The following is an 18,109-nucleotide window of genomic DNA, read 5'->3' as shown; positions in this document are numbered from 1 at the left end:
ACGGCTCGACCTAACCGGCAATTGCAAGCAACGCGTCCAAATCCAAGTGGGCCTCAAGATGGCGGGCAAGGTCGTCCAGCGTGTTTTCGATGCCCACATCAAATGCTGTGTCGCTGACGGTCGCACCAAGGCTCTGCAGGTAGGTTCGCCTGAAAGCGTCAGATGCGAAAAGGCCATGCAGATAACAGCCAAGGATGCGTCCGTCTGTGCTTGAGGCTCCTTCGGGGCGCCCGTTGACAGATAGCCAAGCGCGCGCTGTATCCGCACCTTCAGTCTGCCCCAGATGGATCTCATACCCCTCGACGGGGGCGCCAGAGGCAATGTGCTGGGCGCGGGTCAGCGCCAGCGTTTTGCGAGGCTGCAACCGTGTTGAAATATCCAGATGCCCAAGGCCATCAATGCGTCCGGGCGGGCCTTCAAGCCCCTCTGGGTCAACGATCTCGCGCCCCAACATCTGATATCCGCCACAGATCCCCATCACATGACCGCCCCGGCGAATGTGGGCGTGCAAATCGATATGCCAGCCCTGCGCTCGAAAATCGACCAAATCGGCAATCGTGGATTTCGAACCGGGGATCAATACAAGATCGGCGTCGCCGGGCAGTGCCTGACCGGGCGCTATGATGTCCACGGTCACACCGGGTTCATTGACCAAGGGGTCCAGGTCGTCGAAATTGGAGATCCGCTTCAGGCGTGGCACAGCCACCTTGAAAGCACCGCCGCCTCGTGATGCGATGTCCATCACGTCCTCTGCCGGCAATCGCCACGCATCTGCAAACCACGGCACCGTGCCCATATTTCGCCACCCGGTCTGATCTGCGATGGCGGACGCGCCCTCGGTGAACAGGCTGGGGTCACCGCGAAACTTGTTGACGAGAAACGCCTTGATCCGTGCGCGGTCGTCTGGCGGCAGAACGGCATAGGTGCCAACGAGTTGGGCAATGACGCCACCCCGGTCGATATCACCTGCCAGAAGGACCGGAATGTCCGCAGCCTCGGCAAAGCCCATATTGGCGATATCGCCTGCCCGCAAGTTGATCTCGGCCGGACTGCCAGCCCCTTCGACCAAGATCAGGTCGTGGTTTCGGGCCAGCCTGCGATAGCTTTCCAAAACGCGCGGCATCAGGTCAGCTTTCGCTTTGCCATAGTCGCGCGCTTTCATCGTTGCAAAGCGCTTGCCTTGCACGATGACCTGCGCCCCGGTATCGGTTTCGGGTTTCAGCAGCACGGGGTTCATGTCCACCTGCGGGTCCAACCCACAAGCGCGCGCCTGTAAGGCTTGAGCGCGCCCGATCTCGCCGCCATCCGTTGTTACGGCAGCGTTGTTTGACATGTTTTGCGGTTTGAACGGCGCAACAGAGAGGCCGCGCCTCAGGCATGCCCGCGCGATCCCAGCCACCAGCAGGGATTTTCCGACATTTGAGCCTGCGCCCTGTATCATGATCGCTTTGGTCATGCCGATTGAATATGGTCTTTTGAGGTTTCTGCCCAGCCCTGAACTGACCCATATCGCCACCAAACGAAAAACGCGCCCCAGTGAGGCGCGCTTTTTCTCGACTATTTTGGCTGTGCTACGTCAGGCGGCTTCGGCCTGCGCTGCGTTGCGGCGTTCGCTTTCTTCGCGGCTCAACGCAACCGAGGTGCGGACGCCTTTGGAAACGAACTCCATCAATCCTTTGACGACGCGTTCGTTCGGGTCGATGCCGGCGCAGCTCAACACTTCGCGGCCGTCACGCGACCGGGCCCAGCGGGCAATCTGATCAGGACCATTGCCATACTTCTTGTCGTCGGAAATTGCGTCATCCAACGCGGCAAGGACCACCGCCGCAAAAAGCTTGCGGGCGCGATTGCCTTGTTCGTTGTTGAATGCAGTGCCGTCTACGGAATCCAGCATGGTGGTCCTTTATTATTCTTGGTCTTGTTCTTGCGGGCGTGACGGCCAATATGGCCTTTTCCACGCGATTCGGTATCCCCGCCGATACATGCCTGCTATGCGTCCAGTGCATGCCTAGGTCGAGCGGATTTCGTCGCCTTGCCACGGGCAGACCGCCAAGATATAGGTGCGGGTCAACAAACTTCAACCTTTTTCTATGGGTTTTCCGATATGGCCAAGATCAACGGCAACGAAATTCGTCCCGGCAATGTGCTGGAACACAATGGTGGCCTTTGGGCTGCGGTAAAAGTCGATCATGTGAAGCCCGGCAAGGGTGGTGCCTTCGCGCAGGTCGAGATGCGTAATTTGCGCAATGGGTCCAAACTGAACGAGCGGTTCCGGTCAGCAGACAAGGTCGAACGGGTTCGGCTGGAGCAAAAAGATCAGCAATTCCTCTACGAAGATGATGGCATGCTGATCTTCATGGACACCGAAACCTACGACCAGATCCAGCTTCCTGCAGATTTGCTTGGCGAGCGGCGCCCCTTCTTGCAGGATGGCATGACAATTGTGGTCGAGTTTTATGAAAGCGAGGCACTGAACGCGTCGCTGCCGCAGAAAGTGACCTGCACGATCGAAGAAACCGAACCAGTGGTGAAAGGGCAAACCGCAGCCAACAGCTTCAAGCCGGCTTTGTTGGACAATGGCGTTCGCGTCAGCGTGCCGCCCTTCGTTGGCCCCGGCGAGGCGATCGTGGTGAACACCGAAACCATGGAATACGCTGAACGCGCCTGATCAATCTGCGATGATGCATGATAAAGGGCAGGGCGCAGGCTCTGCCCTTATGTGTTGGACCCCACCGATGACGACGATCCTTTTCAACAAACCTTTCGATACCCTGTCGCAGTTCACAGACAGGGGAAGTGAAGGGACCAAACGTCAGACCCTGTCCGATTTCATCGACCTGCCGGGTGTCTATGCTGCGGGTCGGTTGGATCGCGACAGCGAGGGGCTTTTGGTTCTGACCGACGACGGCAAGCTGCAAGCACGTATTGCCAATCCGCGGCACAAGTTGCCAAAGACATACTGGGTGCAGGTGGAAGGCATTCCCGATGATGTTGCCCTGCAGGCGCTGCGTGAGGGTGTCGATTTGAAAGACGGGCGTACCCGACCTGCAAAGGTGGTGCGCATGGATGCGCCACCCGCCCTTTGGCCGCGCAATCCCCCTGTGCGGTTTCGCAAATCGGTTCCCGATTGTTGGATTGCGCTGACGATCAGCGAAGGACGTAACCGCCAAGTGCGTCGGATGACGGCAGCCGTCGGGCACCCAACCTTGCGGTTGATCCGCTATTCTATCGGAGAGTGGTGTCTGGACGGGCTTGCGCCGGGAAGTTGGCGGCACGCGTGACGGTCATACACCAAGCTGGTCCAGCAAGCCTGTCACCATCGGGGTGTAGCCCGCACCAAACAGGCGCCAATGAACCAGCGCGGGCCAGAGCTGATAGATGGCCCGGCGTGTCTGCCAGTCCGCCTCCAGGGGGCCATAGCAATCAGTAAATGCGGCGGGCGGCGTGCCGAAAAGATGAAGCATCGCCAGATCAACTTCGTTGTGCCCAAAGTAACAGGCCGGGTCGATGAAATAAGCGCCGTTGCTTGTAAACAGCGCGTTGCCTGTCCAGAGGTCTCCGTGCAGCAAGGCGAGGGGCGGGTGGCTGGGCAACCGTTCGGGCAGCTGCTTGGCAAGCACTTCGATCCGGGACATCAGCGCGGGGGGAAGTTTCTCGCCAGCTGGCAGCAGACGGTGATTTGCCCAAAACTCCGGCCAAGTCGCGCAGGGTTGGTTGGAGATGGTGACGTGGCCAAAGGCATAGTCCTCCGCCCATCCATAGCGGTCGCCATGGGTCGCATGCAGTTTACCCAATCCGCGCGCCAAGGCGGTCCAGCCCTTGGTTGACGCTGGCGCTTGCGGTAAGGCGTCCATCAAAAGCACCTGACCCGCCACACCCAACACCATTGGCGCAGGTGCTTCGGCCTTGGCAATCGCCTTCAGCATGCGCGCTTCACGGGCCACCAGAGGTCCGTGTTTCGCGACGATCTCGCGACCATCGATCAAGGTGACCAATTCGACTGTGGACAGGTTGCCGCCATGCAAGGGGCGTGTCGTCTGAATGGCGACACCAAGTAGCATCCGAATTGCGGTGCTTAGCCCCTCCATGAGACTTTGGCGTCGCCGGCCTGCATGTCCGGCCCGGCGCGATCGAACCGCAAATAGGCGATGGCGTGACCGCCTGCTTGGGTGAAAAGATGTCCTGCGGGCTTGCTACCTGAGGTGATCTGGCTGCCGATCGGGGCTGCGCCTGAGACGCTGACAGTGACCAGCCCCTTTTTCAGCTCGGTCTTGTGCTTCATGCGGGCCGTGACCTCTTGACCGACATAGCAGCCCTTGTGGAAATCCACGCCGTTCAGCCGTTCAAATCCGGCCTCCAGCACATAGCTGTCCGGTGTCAGTTCGATACCCGTTTCAGGGATGCAGTGGGTCACCCGAATTTGATCCCAATCAACGCCTTGCTGCCCGTCGCGCCCGTCATAGGCGCGCCAGCCAAGTGCGGGGTGGCGCGGGTCGGTGAAAGCGCCCGCCGGTGCGTCGCCCAGCCCGCGCGCGGGTTCAATCTGCGTGGGTTCGATCGTGACGTTTGCGCGAAGTTTATACATCGTCAACCGCTGCAACAGCGCGGCGGCGAGCGGTTTGGCGACATCCAGCAATATCGCGTCAGTCGCCGGCACCAAGAAAAAGTCGGCCAGATATTTGCCCTGCGGGGTCAGAAGGGCCGCATAGACTGCACCGCTTGCGAGTTTCGCTATGTCGTTCGAAACGAGGCCCTGCAAAAAGGCCTCTCGGTCAGGTCCGGATATCCGAAACACGGTGCGGGTGGTGTCGGTGGTCATATGGCTCTCCTGTCGCATCCCCAATATAGGTGGGCTTGAGGCAAGGGGAAGTGCTCAAAACTGCTTTCGAAAGAAAAGCCGTTTCAGGAACCAGCGCGCAGGCTCTGTCTGGGTGGCAGAGGCTTTCAGGCCCTTTTGCGATGATCGCGATGCTCGTTGCGGGCTTTGCCGACCGGACCCGTCCTGAAACTGCAACTTATAGAGCTGGGCATAGATGCCCCCACGGGCCAGAAGCTCGTCATGGGTGCCCTGATCGACCACTTGCCCCTGATCCATCACAACGATCTTGTCGGCGTCGCGCACGGTGGCCAGACGGTGCGCGATCACCAATGTCGTGCGATCCTTGGACAGTCTGTCCAGCGCCTCTTGCACAAGTTTTTCAGATTTTGCATCCAACGCGGACGTGGCTTCGTCCAGCAGCAATACCGGCGCATCACGCAAGACAGCGCGGGCAATGGCGACGCGTTGGCGCTGCCCGCCTGACAGGTTTGATCCGCGCGGGCCGGCTTGGGTGTCCAGACCATGTTCCATGCGGGGCAGGAAATCGGCCACATGTGCGGCTTCAAGCGCATGGGCAAGTTTCTTCTCGCCCACGTCGGTGCGGCCCATCAGGATGTTGTCGCGCAGGGTTTCGTCAAACAGCAACGCCTCTTGGCTCACCACGGAAAACAATCCGCGCAACTGGTCCAGCGGTAAGGTTGTGACGTCTGCGCCGCCGATCAAAACTTTACCGGATTTCGCGTCCGCCAACCGTGTCAAAAGGTTGAAGACGGTGCTTTTGCCCGCGCCCGAAGCTCCCACAAGCGCGGTCGTCTTTCCGGCTTCTGCCGTGAAGCTGGCACCGCGCAGGACCGGCGTATCCCCGTAAGAAAACGAAACATCGCGGAGTTCGATCTTTGCCTTGGTGGCTGACCCCGGAAGGGCTGCGGGTTTGGCTGGCGACAGGATCGAGGGGCGTTCGTCGAACACACGTCGAATGCGTTCCAAGCTGGCAAGGGCAGCCTGCCACGCGCCCGAAACCTTGCCCAGATTGCGCAAGGGGTCAAAGACCAACGCCATCGCGGTGAAAAAGCTCATGAATTCGCCGACGGTCTTGACGCCTGCGTTGATCTGGATGCCGCCATACACCAGCACACCAAAGAAACCGATGGCCGCAATGATATCAACCATCGCGACAATGCCGCCTTGATTGGCTTGGCTTTGTAAATGCGTGCGCGCGAACTGGTCGATCTCGCGGTCGACGCGACCCTGTTCGTGACGTTCGGTGCCTGACAGTTTGATCGAGTTGATGCCGTGAAAGATCTCGTCCAGCCGGGTCGAGATCTGCGCCGCAGAAGCACGGCTGTCCGTTGTCGTTCGGCGCACCCGTTTTTGAAGGATTCCCATCGGAATGGTCAGGATCGGTGCGGCCGCAACGGCGACAACGACCCATAGCCAGTCAATCGACAACGCCACACCCAGCAGCGCCAGAAGCGACACGACATCGCGCGCCACAGCCGCCAGGACCACTTCCCAGATGTTGGCGATGGCCTGGGCGTCGCCGCGCACACGCTCCATCAGGGTGCCGGGCGAGTTTTCGCGAAAGAAGCTGCTGTCCAATGTCAGCATATGCGCCACCATGTCCGACTGAAGCCTGGCGGCCACGCGTTGGCCAACATGGACCATCAAGATGCGATGTCCGAAGGCGGCAAAGGCGCGAACGACGAAGATCCCGGCCACGCCCAAAGCGACACCGATGATCGACGATGTGCTGCCCGATGAGAACGCCACATCGAACATCGGTTTGATCATGTAGCTCAACCCGCCAAGGGCCAGCCCTTCCAGCAACATCAGAAACACCGCCGCGATCAGCGGTAGCCGGTAAGCCCGCATGTAGCTTTTCCAGATCCACCGGATCATGTCGGGGTGCTTCGGGTCGCTCATCCTTTGCTCCGCTTGGCTAGGAACGAGGCGGTTAGCGCCTCGGGGTCATAATGGGTCGCCAGCCAGTCCCGGATGGGCATAGGGTCGGTTTCGATTTGGGTGGCGTAGGCTTCTAGAAGATGATCCAGAATACCTGCCTTTGACCAGCGTTGATGCGCATATTTCAACGAAAGTTGCGCACGTGCCGCGTCGATGCTGGCCCCTTTTTGGTCCAGCAGATACAGCGCAGCTGCAATGCCGGTGCGGTCGGCCCCCGATTTGCAGTGTATGAGCATCGGCTTTTCGACACTGTCCATCAGGTCGAGTAGATCAAGATAATCCTGCGCGCTGCCCAGCACGCGGGCGAACAGTTCGTGATCGTAGAGGGTCATACCATAGTCCGCACAGGCCTCTTTCTCGAACAAATAATACGAAAACTTGTCCGGCCCGCGCAGGTTGATCACGCTTTTGATGCCGATCTTGGCAAGGGCGGGAAAATGCACCGGGTCGGGTTGGTTCGACCGCCATGCCTCGTCCGACAGCTTGTAGCGATTGGGCAGGATTCGGCGCAGAAAGGCATGGTCCACGAGGTTGTTGTGACGCCGCGCGGCCCGTCGCGCCTCGGGCGTCGAGATATCGGTGCCAAACGAGCTTTTCCAGCTGCGTTCCCACTGTTTGATCCGGGCATAGACCTTGGAAAACATTGTGTCTCCGGGTGGATGGCCCAACGGTTTCGCGGGCGGTTTCGAGGCGGTGTAGCCTGTCGGACAAGTCCAGACAAGCACGGCCCGATCTTCGGTCAGTTGACGGGGCGGCGGGCGCGCACTACCGCTTGGAGGATTGATAACACGAGATGACTCGCATGACTCTCTCCTTTGGACGCTCATATCTTGCCATACCGGGACCGTCTGTGATGCCCGACCGCGTGCTGCGCGCAATGCACCGACCCGGGCCGAACATCTATGAGGGCGCCTTGGTCGCGATGATGCCGGACCTGACCCAAGGTCTGCGCGACGTGGCGCGAACCCGGCACAATGTGGCGATCTATATCGCAAACGGGCACGGCGCGTGGGAGGCCGCATTGTCGAACGTGCTTGCGCCGGGCGACCGGGTCTTATCGCTGTGCACCGGCCGGTTTGGCTATGGGTGGAGCGAAATGGCCGAGGCTTTGGGGGGCGACGTGCAGGTCGAAGACTTCGGCATGCGCGCACCTGTTGATCCGGACCGGGTCGAGGCTGCTTTGCGCGCGGACCCAACCGGCAACATCCGCGCCATCCTGCTGACCCATGTGGATACCTCGACCTCGATCCTGAACGATGTGGCGTCTGTGCGGGCGGCCATGGACGCCGCCGGCCACCCTGCGCTGTTGATGGTCGACTGCATCGCTTCGATGGGCTGTGACCGGTTTGAAATGGACGCATGGGGTGTCGATGTCGCCGTGACAGCCTCGCAAAAAGGGCTGATGGTGCCGCCGGGCGTGGCGTTTGTCTTTTTCAGCGACAAGGCCGCGCAGGTGCGGGCTGGAATGCCCCGCGTTTCGCGGTATTGGGATTGGACCGACCGCGCCAACCCCGAACTGTTCTATCAGTTTTTTGGCGGCACGGCCCCCACCCATCACCTGTATGGTCTGCGCGAGGCACTGGACATGATCGCCGAGGAGGGCGGGATGCAAGCCGTCTGGGCCCGCCACGCTCATCTTGCCCGCGCGATCTGGGCCGCGTTTGAGGCGTGGTCCTGCGATGGCCCGCTGGAGATGAACGTGGCGGATCGCGCGCATCGGTCGAACGCGGTCACGTCGCTGCGGATCGGCGCGCCACATGGGACGGCGCTCAGGCGCTGGACCGAGGATAAGACCGGCGTGACGCTTGGCATCGGGCTGGGAATGCAAACCGAAGACGACCCCAACGCAGACGGGTTTTTCCGGCTGGGCCATATGGGGCATCTGAACGCGCAAATGGTGATGGGCGCGCTGTCGTCGATCCAGTCCGGGTTGATTGCCTTGGATATCCCGCACGGTCACGGTGCGCTTGATGCCGCCGCGCGCGAGATCGCCGAGGCTTAGTCGCGCGCGTTTTCCAGCGCGACCGGTAGGGCGGCCGCGAAAGCATCCAGATCTTCTGGGCGACCCGCTGACACACGGATGCAGCGGTTTTGCGGGGCGGCGAAGGGCATGCGCACGAAGATGTCCTGATCGGTCAGCGCGTCCAGCACGGCTTTGGCAAAGGCGCCGTCGCGACCACAATCCACGGCCACGAAATTGGTGGCAGAGGGCAGGGTGGTCAAGCCGTTTTCGCGTGCGATCTGGTCTATCCGGGTTCTGGCGGCAGCCACATTGGCGATGGTTTGCGACAGGTGATCCTGATCGCGAAGCGCCGCCAGCGCCCCTGCTTGGCTGATCCGACACATGCCGAAATGATTGCGGATTTTGTGAAACGCGGTGATCAGGTCTTTTCCGCCAATCGCATACCCGACCCGCGCCCCTGCCATGCCGTAAGCCTTTGAAAAGGTGCGCATACGGATGGCACGGGGGTCATCGGGGGCAAGGCGCGGGGCCGTGCCGTCCGGGGCAAACTCGACATAGGCTTCGTCAAGGATCAACAGACAGCCCTGCGGCACACTGTCGATCATGCGCTGGATGGTATCAGCGTTGTGCCATGTGCCCATCGGGTTGTCGGGATTGGCGAGATAAACAAGCTTCGCGCCCGTTTCGGTCGCCTTGGCGATCAACGCGTCGGGGTCTTCATGGTCGTCCTTGTAAGGCACGGTCTCGATCCGCCCACCAAAGCCCGCAACGTGATAATTGAAGGTCGGGTATGCGCCTTGCGACGTCACAACCACATCGCCCGGACCCACCAGCAGCCGCGCAAGATAGCCCAGCAGCCCGTCAATGCCTTCACCGACCATGATGTTGTCAGCGTCGATCTGATGATGCACGGCCAGTGCGGTGCGCAACTCGAAGTTCTCCGGGTCGCCATACATCCACACATCCTTGGCGGCATCTGCCATCGCGGCGATGGCGTGGGGCGAGGGGCCGAACGTGTTTTCATTGGCACCCAGACGTGCGGCGAAGGCACGGCCACGGGCGCGTTCCTGCGTTTCGGGGCCCACAAATGGGACGGTCGCGGGAAGGCTTTCGGCAAGCGGGGTCAGGCGGGCATAGGTCTTGGTCATAGGGGTGTTAGAGCAGGGCAGATCGCAGGCGACAAGGTTGAAAATCGAGCGGCAACACCCAAATATGACGAGTTCTTAACGAGTGGAGGGCGCGCTATGCCCAAAATGAACCGCCGACTTTTTCTGGCCAGTGCGGCCGCGGCTGGGGCGACCCGTGGGTTGCCACAGATCGCCAGCAAGGCCGTTAGTTCTCCGCCGATGCGCCGCGTTCTGACGCTTGTCTATGACAAGTCGCTTGGGATGATGCGCGCGGTGGAACGGCTGGTGCCGTAAGGCACAAACAAAACAGGCCGGACTGCTTGCCCGGCCTGATGTTCAGTTTGCTGCCGATGGCCTTAACCGATTTCCTGAAGACGGGAGAGCGCGGTCAGCAGCGTCGCTTCTTCCTCTTCTCGGGCGGCCAGATTGGCGCGGGCCTCGGCCACAACCTCTGCCGGAGCGCTTGCTGCGAATTTCGGGTTGTTCAACCGTCCACGCAATCCGCCCAATTCCTTGCCAAGCTTGCCGAGTGACTTTTCAAGGCGCGCAATTTCTTCACCGACGTCGATAATGTCGGCCAAGGGCAGGGCGAAGATGCCGCCCGCCACCGCGATGGTGATGCAACCCTTGGGCAGGTCCGCCATCTCGGTCATGCTGTCAATCCGCGCCATGCGTTTGATCATCACCTCGTTGCCCGCCCATGCGGTGCGGCCTGCGTCATCCAGCTCTTGCAGGATCAGCGGCACTTTCAAGCCGGCAGGGACATGCATCTGCGCGCGCGCCGAGCGGATGTTTTCGATCAGCGAGATCACCCAGTTCATCTCGCGCGCGGCGTCGCCATCGGCCAGTTCTTCACCATAGGTCGGCCAGTCGGCATGGATCAGCATCGTGTCGCGGGCGGCAATCTGCCCCCACAGATCTTCGGTGATGAAGGGCATGATCGGGTGCAACATGATCAGGCATTGGTCGATCACCCACGCCATGGTGGCACGGGTTTCGGCCAGCACAGCCACGTCTTCCGAATTCAACAGAGGCTTCGAGAACTCCACATACCAGTCGCAGACCTTGCCCCAGACATAGGCATAAAGCCCGTTGGCGGCGTCGTTGAAACGATAGGCGGTCAGCGCCTCGTCAACTTCAACGCGGACCCGCGCAGTTTCCGAGATGATCCAGCGGTTCACCGTCTGGGTCGGGCTTTTCGGGTCGAACCCGGCGACCGGTTTGCAGTCGTTCATTTCGGCAAAGCGGGCGGCATTCCACAGCTTGGTGCCGAAATTGCGATAGCCCGCGATGCGTTCGCGCGACAGCTTCAACACGCCGCCGATGGATGCCATGGAGGTGTTGGTGAACCGCAGCGCATCCGCACCGTATTCGTCGATGATTTCCAGCGGGTCGATCACGTTGCCGGTGGTCTTGGACATCTTCTTGCCCTTCTCGTCACGGACAAGACCGTGCAGATAGACCGTGTGGAACGGGTTCTTGCCCGTCACCGCCTGGCTCATCATCATCATCCGGGCGACCCAGAAGAACAGGATGTCCTGCCCAGTGATCAGCACGTCACCGGGGAAGAAGCGGTTCAGTTCGTCGGTGTCCTGAGGCCAGCCCAGCGTCCCGAAGGGCCAGAGGCCCGACGAAAACCATGTGTCGAGCACGTCGGGGTCGCGCCACACGGGATAGACCAGCTTGGTTGGGTCCTGCGTGGTCTCATAGGCGGCAAGGCTTTCGGCCAGTGCATGAATTGCGGCTCCACGGTCCGCCACTTCGATCACCCGCGCATGGCTCAGGGGCGTGGGCAGGGTGACAAGCACTTCATCGAATTTCGGCGTCACCGCGTCGAAGTCATGGGCACAGTGGCTATGTTCATGGCCGGGCAGCATGTCTTGTTGCAGCAGCAGACGGCCCATTTCCACCAGATCAAGTGCGTTGTTGCCTTCGTCGTCCGAGAAGCCTTCACCCGACAGGTCAAGGCCATACCAAACAGGCACCTGATGCCCCCACCACAGCTGGCGCGAGATGCACCACGGTTCGATGTTTTCCAGCCAATGAAAGAAGACCTTCTCGCCGCTTTCCGGCATGATCTTCACGTCGCCATTGCGCACAGCGTCCAGCGCGGGGCCGGCGATTTTCTCGGCATCCACGAACCACTGGTCGGTCAGCATCGGCTCAATGACCACTTTCGAGCGGTCGCCGAAGGGCTGCATGATTGGTTTGCTCTCGACGTAGGGCACGGTCTCGGTGATCTGGGTCTCAACGCCGTCTTCGTCCTTTTCGGTCCGGGTGACGTCGTGCATCACGGCCAGACCCTCGGCTGTGATCTGGTCAACCACCAGTTTGCGCGCGTCAAACCTGTCCAGCCCACGGAACTCATCCGGGACAAGGTTCATCGCGGCAATCTTTGCCTCGTCGAACCCTTCTTCGCCATTGGCGATGCGCTGGGCGGTCGCGGCTTCTTCGGCATAGGGCAGGCCATCGGCCCGCATGTGTCCGCGTGTATCCATCAGCGAATACATCGGAATATTGCCACGTTTGGCGACCTGATAGTCGTTGAAGTCATGCGCGCCAGTGATTTTCACAGCACCCGAGCCAAAATTCATATCCGGGTATTCATCGGTGATGATCGGGATCAGGCGGCGATGCTCTTTCGGACCCACGGGGATTTCGCACAGCTTGCCCACGATGGGCGCATAGCGCGTGTCATCGGGGTGCACGGCCACCGCGCCGTCACCCAGCATGGTTTCGGGCCGGGTCGTGGCGATCGAGATATAGTCGCGCTCCTCGCTGAGTGTGACATTCCCGTCCTCATCCTTTTCGACATAGGTATATGTCGCACCACCCGCCAGCGGGTATTTGAAGTGCCACATGTGGCCGGGCGTCTCGATATTCTCGACCTCAAGGTCCGAAATCGCGGTCTCAAAATGCGGGTCCCAGTTGACCAGCCGCTTGCCGCGATAGATCAGGCCCTTGTCATACATATCCACGAAGACCTTCAGAACGGCATCGTGGAAGTTGGCTGAATTCTCGTGACCCGTGCGCGGATCGCCCGGCGCACCCGCCATGGTGAACGCGTTGCGCGACCAGTCACAGGTGGAGCCCAAACGCTTCAACTGGTTGATGATGGTCGAGCCGGAATTGCCCTTCCATTCCCAGACCTTCTCAAGAAATTTCTCACGGCCCAATTCGCGACGGCCCGGTTGCTGTGTCTCAGCCAGCATCTTTTCAACCTGCAACTGCGTGGCGATGCCCGCGTGGTCCTGACCAGGTTGCCACAGCGTGTCAAAGCCCCGCATCCGGTGCCAGCGGATCAGAATGTCCTGCAAGGTGTTGTTGAACGCATGGCCCACATGCAGCGCGCCCGTGACGTTGGGCGGCGGGATCATGATCGCGAAGCTGTCCGCGCCCGGTTTGGCGTTTGCACCCGCTTTGAAAGCGCCCGCGTCTTCCCAGGTTTGATAGATGCGTGCCTCGGCAGATGCCGCGTCGAAGGTCTTGTCCATGGCCATGGTTTTGTCCCAAGTCGTATGAGTTCAAGACCGTTTACCCAAGACGAACGGAAAGGGGAAGCCCGGTCCCAAAAGACAACGCACGAGCGCTGGGCCCGGGCGTAGCTTTTCAAAGGTGCGTTGGGTCAGAAGTTCATCTGATAACCGATCGACGCCATGGCGGTCGCCTCTTTCGAATATGGGGTCTGTGTCGCGCCGATCCCAATATCAAAAGCGCGCCCGTTGCCCAATTGGTGGGTATAGCGGACTTCGGCAAAGACGCGGCGATCACGTTCCGTTATCGGACCGGCGATGGAAAAGTTTGTCATGCCCGGAATATCGCTTGTGCCTGTTACAGGCCCGGAGTTGCGCGACAAATCCCACTCTACCCCAGCCGAAAAGCTTAGCCATCCGGCGTCCGACACGGCTTTGCCGACATTCGCGCCCAATGTCGCGACTGTTGCTGTGATCTCGTAATCATCGTAGGTCACCGGGAAGGCGACGTTGCCGGTTTCGGTATATCCGTCGCGGGTGACAGATGACCGTGCAAGTCGGGCAAATGGTGTGACATGTGCGGTGCCATACCGCATGCCGTATCCCAGCTCGACCGAGGCCGCCTGAGCGCGCATCTCCGACGAACCGGCGCCGGTTTCGGTGTTGGCCAGCTGCGTGGATCGGGTGATGTCCACATCCGCGCGCGTTTGCGCTGCGGCGACTTTCCATGTCAGCCCCTCGCCACCCACTGCACCGTTGCGCAGAAACAGACCATAGCTTGTGAAATTCCCATCGATCCCGAAACTGCCAAGCGTGTTGTTGTCCGATCCAAGACCGATATAGCCGCCAAGGGTCAACGAAGGCGTCAGGGCGGTTGCAGCAGTCAAACCCCCGACGACGGCATCGTTGTCATCGTCGCTGCGACTGGCCCCAATGGAAACGCGCATCGCGATGGGCATCGGCCCGCCTTCGCCACGGCTGGACAGGGCTTCGCCCGCCAAACCGCCTGATGGTGCTGCGATTTCCTGTCCCAGCACGAATTGGGCAAGGTTGGCGATTGTTGCGGCTGCGCTGGCCTGATCGGCAGCGCCTTGCGCCACCTGTGCCAAAGTGTTGACGTGGTCCAGCATCGTGCCGCCCGGCGCCTTTCGGTTCTCGCGCCAGATAAACCCGCGAAGGTTCGTGCTCGCATCGAACTCGGACACGCCGACAACGATGCTGCCATCATCGCTGATTCCGGTGGCCCGCGAGTTGCCATCGTTGTTGGGGGTCAGGTCGCCCAGATACATCCCGGTTCCTGCGCCGTCCCATCGGATCGCGCGGAAGCGTTTGGGTGTTTGTGCAATGGTGAACCCGGCGACGTAAGTGCCGTCTTGGCTGACAGCCAACGCGCGCGTTTCGCGCAGGTCGGCTTCGTTTGGTGCCAACAATTGCACCATGCCGGTTCCCTCTGACCAACGAAATGCCCGGTTGTCCACCGGTGCAGGAATGGCAGAGCGCCCAACGACCACCAGGCCATCGCCGCTAACGGCATGGGCTTCGCTGAACCCTTTCACGCCGCCGATGGTGCCCAAATCCTGCATGCCGCCGGTCGGTGTCCAGCGGAAGGCGTGGAAGCCATTGCGAGCCGAGGCTCCGCCAACGACCACATTCCCGCTATCGTCAACGCCGTTGGCCCGCGCAAGCCCGCTCAGGTCGCTTTTCAGGGTGCCGATATCGGTTACGGTGCCGGTCTTCCGGTCCCAGACAAACGCGCGTTGCGGCAGCGAGCCGTTCCCCATCGTGCCGATGATTTTCTTTCCATTGCCGCTGACACCGTTGGCAAAGCTGTTGCCGCCCAGCATCGGGGGTGCTGCCACCATCCCAGAGCCCGCGGTCCAGTAAAAGGCTGTCGGTTGGCCGGCCCCGACCGTCAGCTCGCCAACAATCACCGATCCGTCATCGCTGACCCCGCGCGCTGCGCTGAAGGTGCCCGAGAAGCTGGGGTCAAGTGCGGCTAAAGCGCTGTTCTGGAATGTGAAGGCTTGCGGGATCCCGGTGGCAGATTGTGAAAACCCGACGACCAGCTTGCCGTCGCCCGAGACCGCAAAGGCTTCGGAAAAAGCGAGCCCGGTTGCTGGCGGAAGGGTTGGGATCTGTTCAAACGTAGGCCCTGCTGCATGGCTGCCCTGCACGCTTGCAGCCAAGGCCACGCTTGCAATAATGCTTTTTGCGATCCCTAGATTTACCGTAGTGGCACACCCGTGCCGCCCTCTTTTTCGTGTTATGCACAAGCTCATTTTGTTCCCCTTGCCCTCGGCCGCGATCTTGCACGCTTCAGACGCAAATCCACACCCGTTAACTTAGGTTAACTATGCCTTGAGAAAGGCGAAAAGCCAAGAATTAAAGGGCTTTGTTAGTTCGTGTGGCGTTGAGGTAAAGGCCGGGTTCCTGGCCTGACGGGCAAGGGCGCTCTGAATCTCGCATTTTCGCAACTCAAAAGTTGCTTAAAGCAACCAATCCCACCGCACACCTTCGCTTTCTATGCGTCAGCTGATCACATCCGGAGCACTGCGCCCTGTGAAATGCTCGACCCTTGCAAGCGACATCGTGGCCTTGATCACGTGCTCCAAGGCGGTCTGTGCGTCAGTGTCGTGGCGCTGGTCTGGCGCGGCATATTGTTCCAGATAGACCCGCAAGGTCGCCCCTTCTGTGCCGGTGCCGGAAAGTCGCAACATTGCGCGTGCGTTGGTCGTAAATGTCAGGATGATCCCCTGACCGACGCTTTCTGACCCGTCGATCGGGTCGGTATAGGCAAAATTCTCGGCCGATTTAACGGACAGCCCCGCGGCGCTTTGACCGGGTAGATTGGGCAGCGCGGCAATCAGTCTATCCATCAAGGCTTGGGCTTTTTCGCTTTCGATCGCCTCGAAATCGTGACGCGAATAGTAGTCGCGACCATATTTAGCCCAATGCGCCCTCAGGATGTCTGCGACCGGTTCCTTGCGCGCGGCCAGAATGTTCAGCCACAACAGCACCGCCCACAGGCCATCTTTTTCACGCACGTGATCGGAACCAGTGCCTGCGCTTTCTTCGCCGCAGATGGTCACGCGCCCGGCATCCAGCAAGTTGCCGAAAAACTTCCAGCCGGTTGGTGTGCGGAAGATCTCGATCCCCAAAGCTTCGGCAACCCGATCGGCTGCCGCCGAGGTTGGCATCGAGCGTGCAATGCCCTTGAGACCCTGCGCATAGCCCGGCGCAAGCTGTGCGTTGGCCGCCAGAATGGCCAGGCTGTCGGAAGGGGTTACATAGGCAGCCCGCCCCACGATCATGTTGCGATCCCCATCGCCATCCGAGGCTGCACCAAAATCGGGCGCGTCGGAGCTATGCATCAGATCAAAAAGCGGTTTCGCCCAGACCGGGTTGGGATCGGGGTGCCCGCCGCCGAAGGTCTCGCTTGGTTCGGCGTTGACCACGCTGCCTTTTTTCGCGCCAAGCCGATGTTCTAAAATGGCCGTGGCATAGGGGCCGGTCACCGCATGCATTGCGTCAAAGCACAGTGTAAACCCGCCGGCGATCAGGTCGCGGATTGCGTCGAAGTCGAACAAGGTCTCCATCAGGTCCGCGTAGTCCGAAACCGGGTCCACCACCTCGACCTCCATATCGCCCAATGTGGTTTCGCCGATCCGATCCAAAGATGGGGCGGCCATATCCGCAATCTGGTAGCGGGTGATCTGTTTTGCACAGGCAACGATGGCGTCGGTAACGGCCTCGGGGGCGGGGCCGCCATTGGCGACGTTGTATTTCAGGCCAAAATCGCCCTTGGGTCCACCGGGGTTGTGGCTTGCCGACAGGATCAACCCGCCATCGGCTGCACGTTTGCGGATCAGGTGGCTGGCGGCTGGTGTCGACAGCAAGCCGTTCTGACCGATGATCACCCGCGCCACGCCATTCGCCGCCGCCATGCGCAAGATCGTCGACATCGCGGTGCGATTGAAATACCGCCCGTCGCCGCCCATCACCAATGTCTTGCCTGCGGGGTCGATCGCGTCAAAGATCGCCTGCACGTAGGTCTCAAGGTAGCCGGGCTGCGAAAACACCTCGACTTTCTTGCGCAACCCGGAGGTGCCGGGGACCTGCCCGTCGATCGGTTTGGTCGTGCAGGTGGAAATTTGCATTGGGGAACCTCGTCCAGAATTCAGTCGGCATAGAATGGCGACATGTTAACCTAGCCGATTGATCCGCGTCGAGAGATGGATAAGGCTTTCTGAGCTTTTGACCCCGTCGATTTCGCCAATAGCATCAAGACTTTGGTCGAGCACAGTGGTCGAGGCCGCTGCAATTTGCAGGATCATGTCAAATCTTCCCGAGGCCGTATGGGCCGTTTCGACCTGCGGCATCGTTTTGAGCCGCGCCAATACAGCCGGGGTCGAGCGCGGTTCGATTGCGATCAAGACGGTAGCGCGGATCCGGTCGCCGCGCGCCGCGTCGCCCAGACGCAAGGCATATCCCGCGATGATCCCCTTTTCTTCCAACCGTTCAATCCGCGCCTGCACGGTGGAGCGCGCAAGACCAAGCCGCCGCGCGAGCGTGGCCACGGGAAGGCGCGCATTTGTTTCCAGCTGGGCGATCAACTCGCGGTCTTTTTCGTCCATTCGCCTAAATCCTTCGATGTTTCGTCGGAAAATACCTTACATTTGGTATGAAATGCCACTGGAAATCGACGGTCGCGGGCCAGATTCTTAACATGTGACCGCGAACAGACACTCTAAGACCAAAAAGCGAG

General features: G+C 60.3%; 15 protein-coding genes. 4 read left to right on the top strand and 11 right to left on the bottom strand.

Going from position 1 to position 18,109, the window contains the following annotated elements; all coding sequences use genetic code 11:
- Positions 1-10: 10 nt before the first annotated feature.
- Both ACXYMP_RS08905 and ACXYMP_RS08900 read right to left on the bottom strand, forming a co-directional pair.
- Positions 11-1,456, bottom strand: coding sequence for a cobyric acid synthase (locus tag ACXYMP_RS08905; protein WP_458905746.1), 1,446 nt, complete (start codon positions 1,454-1,456; stop codon positions 11-13).
- 120 nt (positions 1,457-1,576) lie between these two features.
- Positions 1,577-1,894: a DUF6280 family protein gene (locus tag ACXYMP_RS08900; RefSeq protein WP_298565534.1), complete on the bottom strand. Its 318-nt coding sequence runs from the start codon at positions 1,892-1,894 to the stop codon at positions 1,577-1,579.
- A 210-nt stretch (positions 1,895-2,104) separates the two neighbouring features.
- Here ACXYMP_RS08900 and efp point away from each other — a divergent pair, with 210 nt between their 5' ends.
- The gene (efp, locus tag ACXYMP_RS08895) at positions 2,105-2,668 is read left to right on the top strand and encodes an elongation factor P (RefSeq protein WP_298565535.1); all 564 of its coding nucleotides are present in this window, start codon (positions 2,105-2,107) and stop codon (positions 2,666-2,668) included.
- Between the two features lie 67 nt (positions 2,669-2,735).
- Positions 2,736-3,281, top strand: coding sequence for an rRNA large subunit pseudouridine synthase E (locus ACXYMP_RS08890; RefSeq protein WP_298565537.1), 546 nt, complete (start codon positions 2,736-2,738; stop codon positions 3,279-3,281).
- 3 nt (positions 3,282-3,284) lie between these two features.
- Here the strand turns inward: ACXYMP_RS08890 and ACXYMP_RS08885 are convergent, their stop codons facing one another.
- From ACXYMP_RS08885 to ACXYMP_RS08870, 4 genes are read right to left on the bottom strand one after another with little or no spacing between them, the layout of a single operon-like run.
- Positions 3,285-4,061 carry a fructosamine kinase family protein gene (locus tag ACXYMP_RS08885; protein WP_298565539.1) on the bottom strand — a complete coding sequence of 259 codons (777 nt, stop codon included), beginning with the start codon at positions 4,059-4,061 and terminating at the stop codon, positions 3,285-3,287.
- Positions 4,062-4,075: 14 nt separating this feature from the next.
- A complete protein-coding gene (ygfZ, locus tag ACXYMP_RS08880) occupies positions 4,076-4,819 on the bottom strand; it encodes a CAF17-like 4Fe-4S cluster assembly/insertion protein YgfZ (RefSeq protein WP_298565540.1) in 744 nt (247 codons plus the stop codon).
- Positions 4,820-4,873: 54 nt separating this feature from the next.
- Complete coding sequence (locus ACXYMP_RS08875) at positions 4,874-6,742, bottom strand: ABC transporter ATP-binding protein (RefSeq protein WP_458905741.1); 1,869 nt, start codon at positions 6,740-6,742, stop codon at positions 4,874-4,876.
- On the bottom strand, positions 6,739-7,425 hold the full coding sequence (locus tag ACXYMP_RS08870) for a tyrosine-protein phosphatase (RefSeq protein WP_458905739.1): 687 nt from the start codon (positions 7,423-7,425) through the stop codon (positions 6,739-6,741). The genes ACXYMP_RS08875 and ACXYMP_RS08870 overlap by 4 nt, the downstream gene beginning before the upstream one ends.
- A 158-nt stretch (positions 7,426-7,583) precedes the next feature.
- Between ACXYMP_RS08870 and ACXYMP_RS08865 the strand changes: the two genes are divergently transcribed.
- Positions 7,584-8,783 carry a pyridoxal-phosphate-dependent aminotransferase family protein gene (locus ACXYMP_RS08865; RefSeq protein ID WP_458905737.1) on the top strand — a complete coding sequence of 400 codons (1,200 nt, stop codon included), beginning with the start codon at positions 7,584-7,586 and terminating at the stop codon, positions 8,781-8,783.
- On the opposite strand, the gene ACXYMP_RS08860 is transcribed toward ACXYMP_RS08865, so the two are convergent.
- A complete protein-coding gene (locus ACXYMP_RS08860) occupies positions 8,780-9,892 on the bottom strand; it encodes a pyridoxal phosphate-dependent aminotransferase (protein ID WP_458905735.1) in 1,113 nt (370 codons plus the stop codon). The genes ACXYMP_RS08865 and ACXYMP_RS08860 overlap by 4 nt on opposite strands.
- Before the next feature lie 105 nt (positions 9,893-9,997).
- Here ACXYMP_RS08860 and ACXYMP_RS08855 point away from each other — a divergent pair, with 105 nt between their 5' ends.
- Positions 9,998-10,165, top strand: coding sequence for a Tat pathway signal protein (locus ACXYMP_RS08855; RefSeq protein ID WP_458905733.1), 168 nt, complete (start codon positions 9,998-10,000; stop codon positions 10,163-10,165).
- Between the two features lie 62 nt (positions 10,166-10,227).
- On the opposite strand, the gene ACXYMP_RS08850 is transcribed toward ACXYMP_RS08855, so the two are convergent.
- The 4 genes from ACXYMP_RS08850 to ACXYMP_RS08835 form a co-directional block, all read right to left on the bottom strand.
- The gene (locus tag ACXYMP_RS08850) at positions 10,228-13,371 is read right to left on the bottom strand and encodes a valine--tRNA ligase (RefSeq protein ID WP_458905731.1); all 3,144 of its coding nucleotides are present in this window, start codon (positions 13,369-13,371) and stop codon (positions 10,228-10,230) included.
- A gap of 125 nt (positions 13,372-13,496) precedes the next feature.
- Positions 13,497-15,536 (bottom strand): autotransporter domain-containing protein, encoded by a 2,040-nt coding sequence (locus ACXYMP_RS08845; protein WP_458905729.1) that lies wholly within the window; start codon positions 15,534-15,536, stop codon positions 13,497-13,499.
- Between the two features lie 336 nt (positions 15,537-15,872).
- Positions 15,873-17,501: an alpha-D-glucose phosphate-specific phosphoglucomutase gene (locus tag ACXYMP_RS08840; protein WP_458905727.1), complete on the bottom strand. Its 1,629-nt coding sequence runs from the start codon at positions 17,499-17,501 to the stop codon at positions 15,873-15,875.
- Positions 17,502-17,546: 45 nt separating this feature from the next.
- A complete protein-coding gene (locus ACXYMP_RS08835) occupies positions 17,547-17,978 on the bottom strand; it encodes an Lrp/AsnC family transcriptional regulator (protein ID WP_458905725.1) in 432 nt (143 codons plus the stop codon).
- Positions 17,979-18,109: the final 131 nt, after the last annotated feature.

The organism is Aliiroseovarius sp. CAU 1755 (genome assembly GCF_054482655.1).
Note: the sequence above shows the minus strand (reverse complement) of the source record. Positions and strands in the feature narration are given on the sequence as shown.

Bases quoted from the DNA above. Each gene is read 5' to 3' on its own strand.
- ACXYMP_RS08860 (WP_458905735.1), bottom strand. From the start codon at position 9,892: ATGACCAAGACCTATGCCCGCCTGACCCCGCTTGCCGAAAGCCTTCCC.
- efp (WP_298565535.1), top strand. From the start codon at position 2,105: ATGGCCAAGATCAACGGCAACGAAATTCGTCCCGGCAATGTGCTGGAA.
- ACXYMP_RS08835 (WP_458905725.1), bottom strand. From the start codon at position 17,978: ATGGACGAAAAAGACCGCGAGTTGATCGCCCAGCTGGAAACAAATGCG.
- ACXYMP_RS08855 (WP_458905733.1), top strand. From the start codon at position 9,998: ATGAACCGCCGACTTTTTCTGGCCAGTGCGGCCGCGGCTGGGGCGACC.
- ACXYMP_RS08900 (WP_298565534.1), bottom strand. From the start codon at position 1,894: ATGCTGGATTCCGTAGACGGCACTGCATTCAACAACGAACAAGGCAAT.
- ygfZ (WP_298565540.1), bottom strand. From the start codon at position 4,819: ATGACCACCGACACCACCCGCACCGTGTTTCGGATATCCGGACCTGAC.
- ACXYMP_RS08885 (WP_298565539.1), bottom strand. From the start codon at position 4,061: ATGCTACTTGGTGTCGCCATTCAGACGACACGCCCCTTGCATGGCGGC.
- ACXYMP_RS08840 (WP_458905727.1), bottom strand. From the start codon at position 17,501: ATGCAAATTTCCACCTGCACGACCAAACCGATCGACGGGCAGGTCCCC.
- ACXYMP_RS08875 (WP_458905741.1), bottom strand. From the start codon at position 6,742: ATGAGCGACCCGAAGCACCCCGACATGATCCGGTGGATCTGGAAAAGC.
- ACXYMP_RS08890 (WP_298565537.1), top strand. From the start codon at position 2,736: ATGACGACGATCCTTTTCAACAAACCTTTCGATACCCTGTCGCAGTTC.
- ACXYMP_RS08865 (WP_458905737.1), top strand. From the start codon at position 7,584: ATGACTCTCTCCTTTGGACGCTCATATCTTGCCATACCGGGACCGTCT.
- ACXYMP_RS08905 (WP_458905746.1), bottom strand. From the start codon at position 1,456: ATGACCAAAGCGATCATGATACAGGGCGCAGGCTCAAATGTCGGAAAA.
- ACXYMP_RS08850 (WP_458905731.1), bottom strand. From the start codon at position 13,371: ATGGCCATGGACAAGACCTTCGACGCGGCATCTGCCGAGGCACGCATC.
- ACXYMP_RS08870 (WP_458905739.1), bottom strand. From the start codon at position 7,425: ATGTTTTCCAAGGTCTATGCCCGGATCAAACAGTGGGAACGCAGCTGG.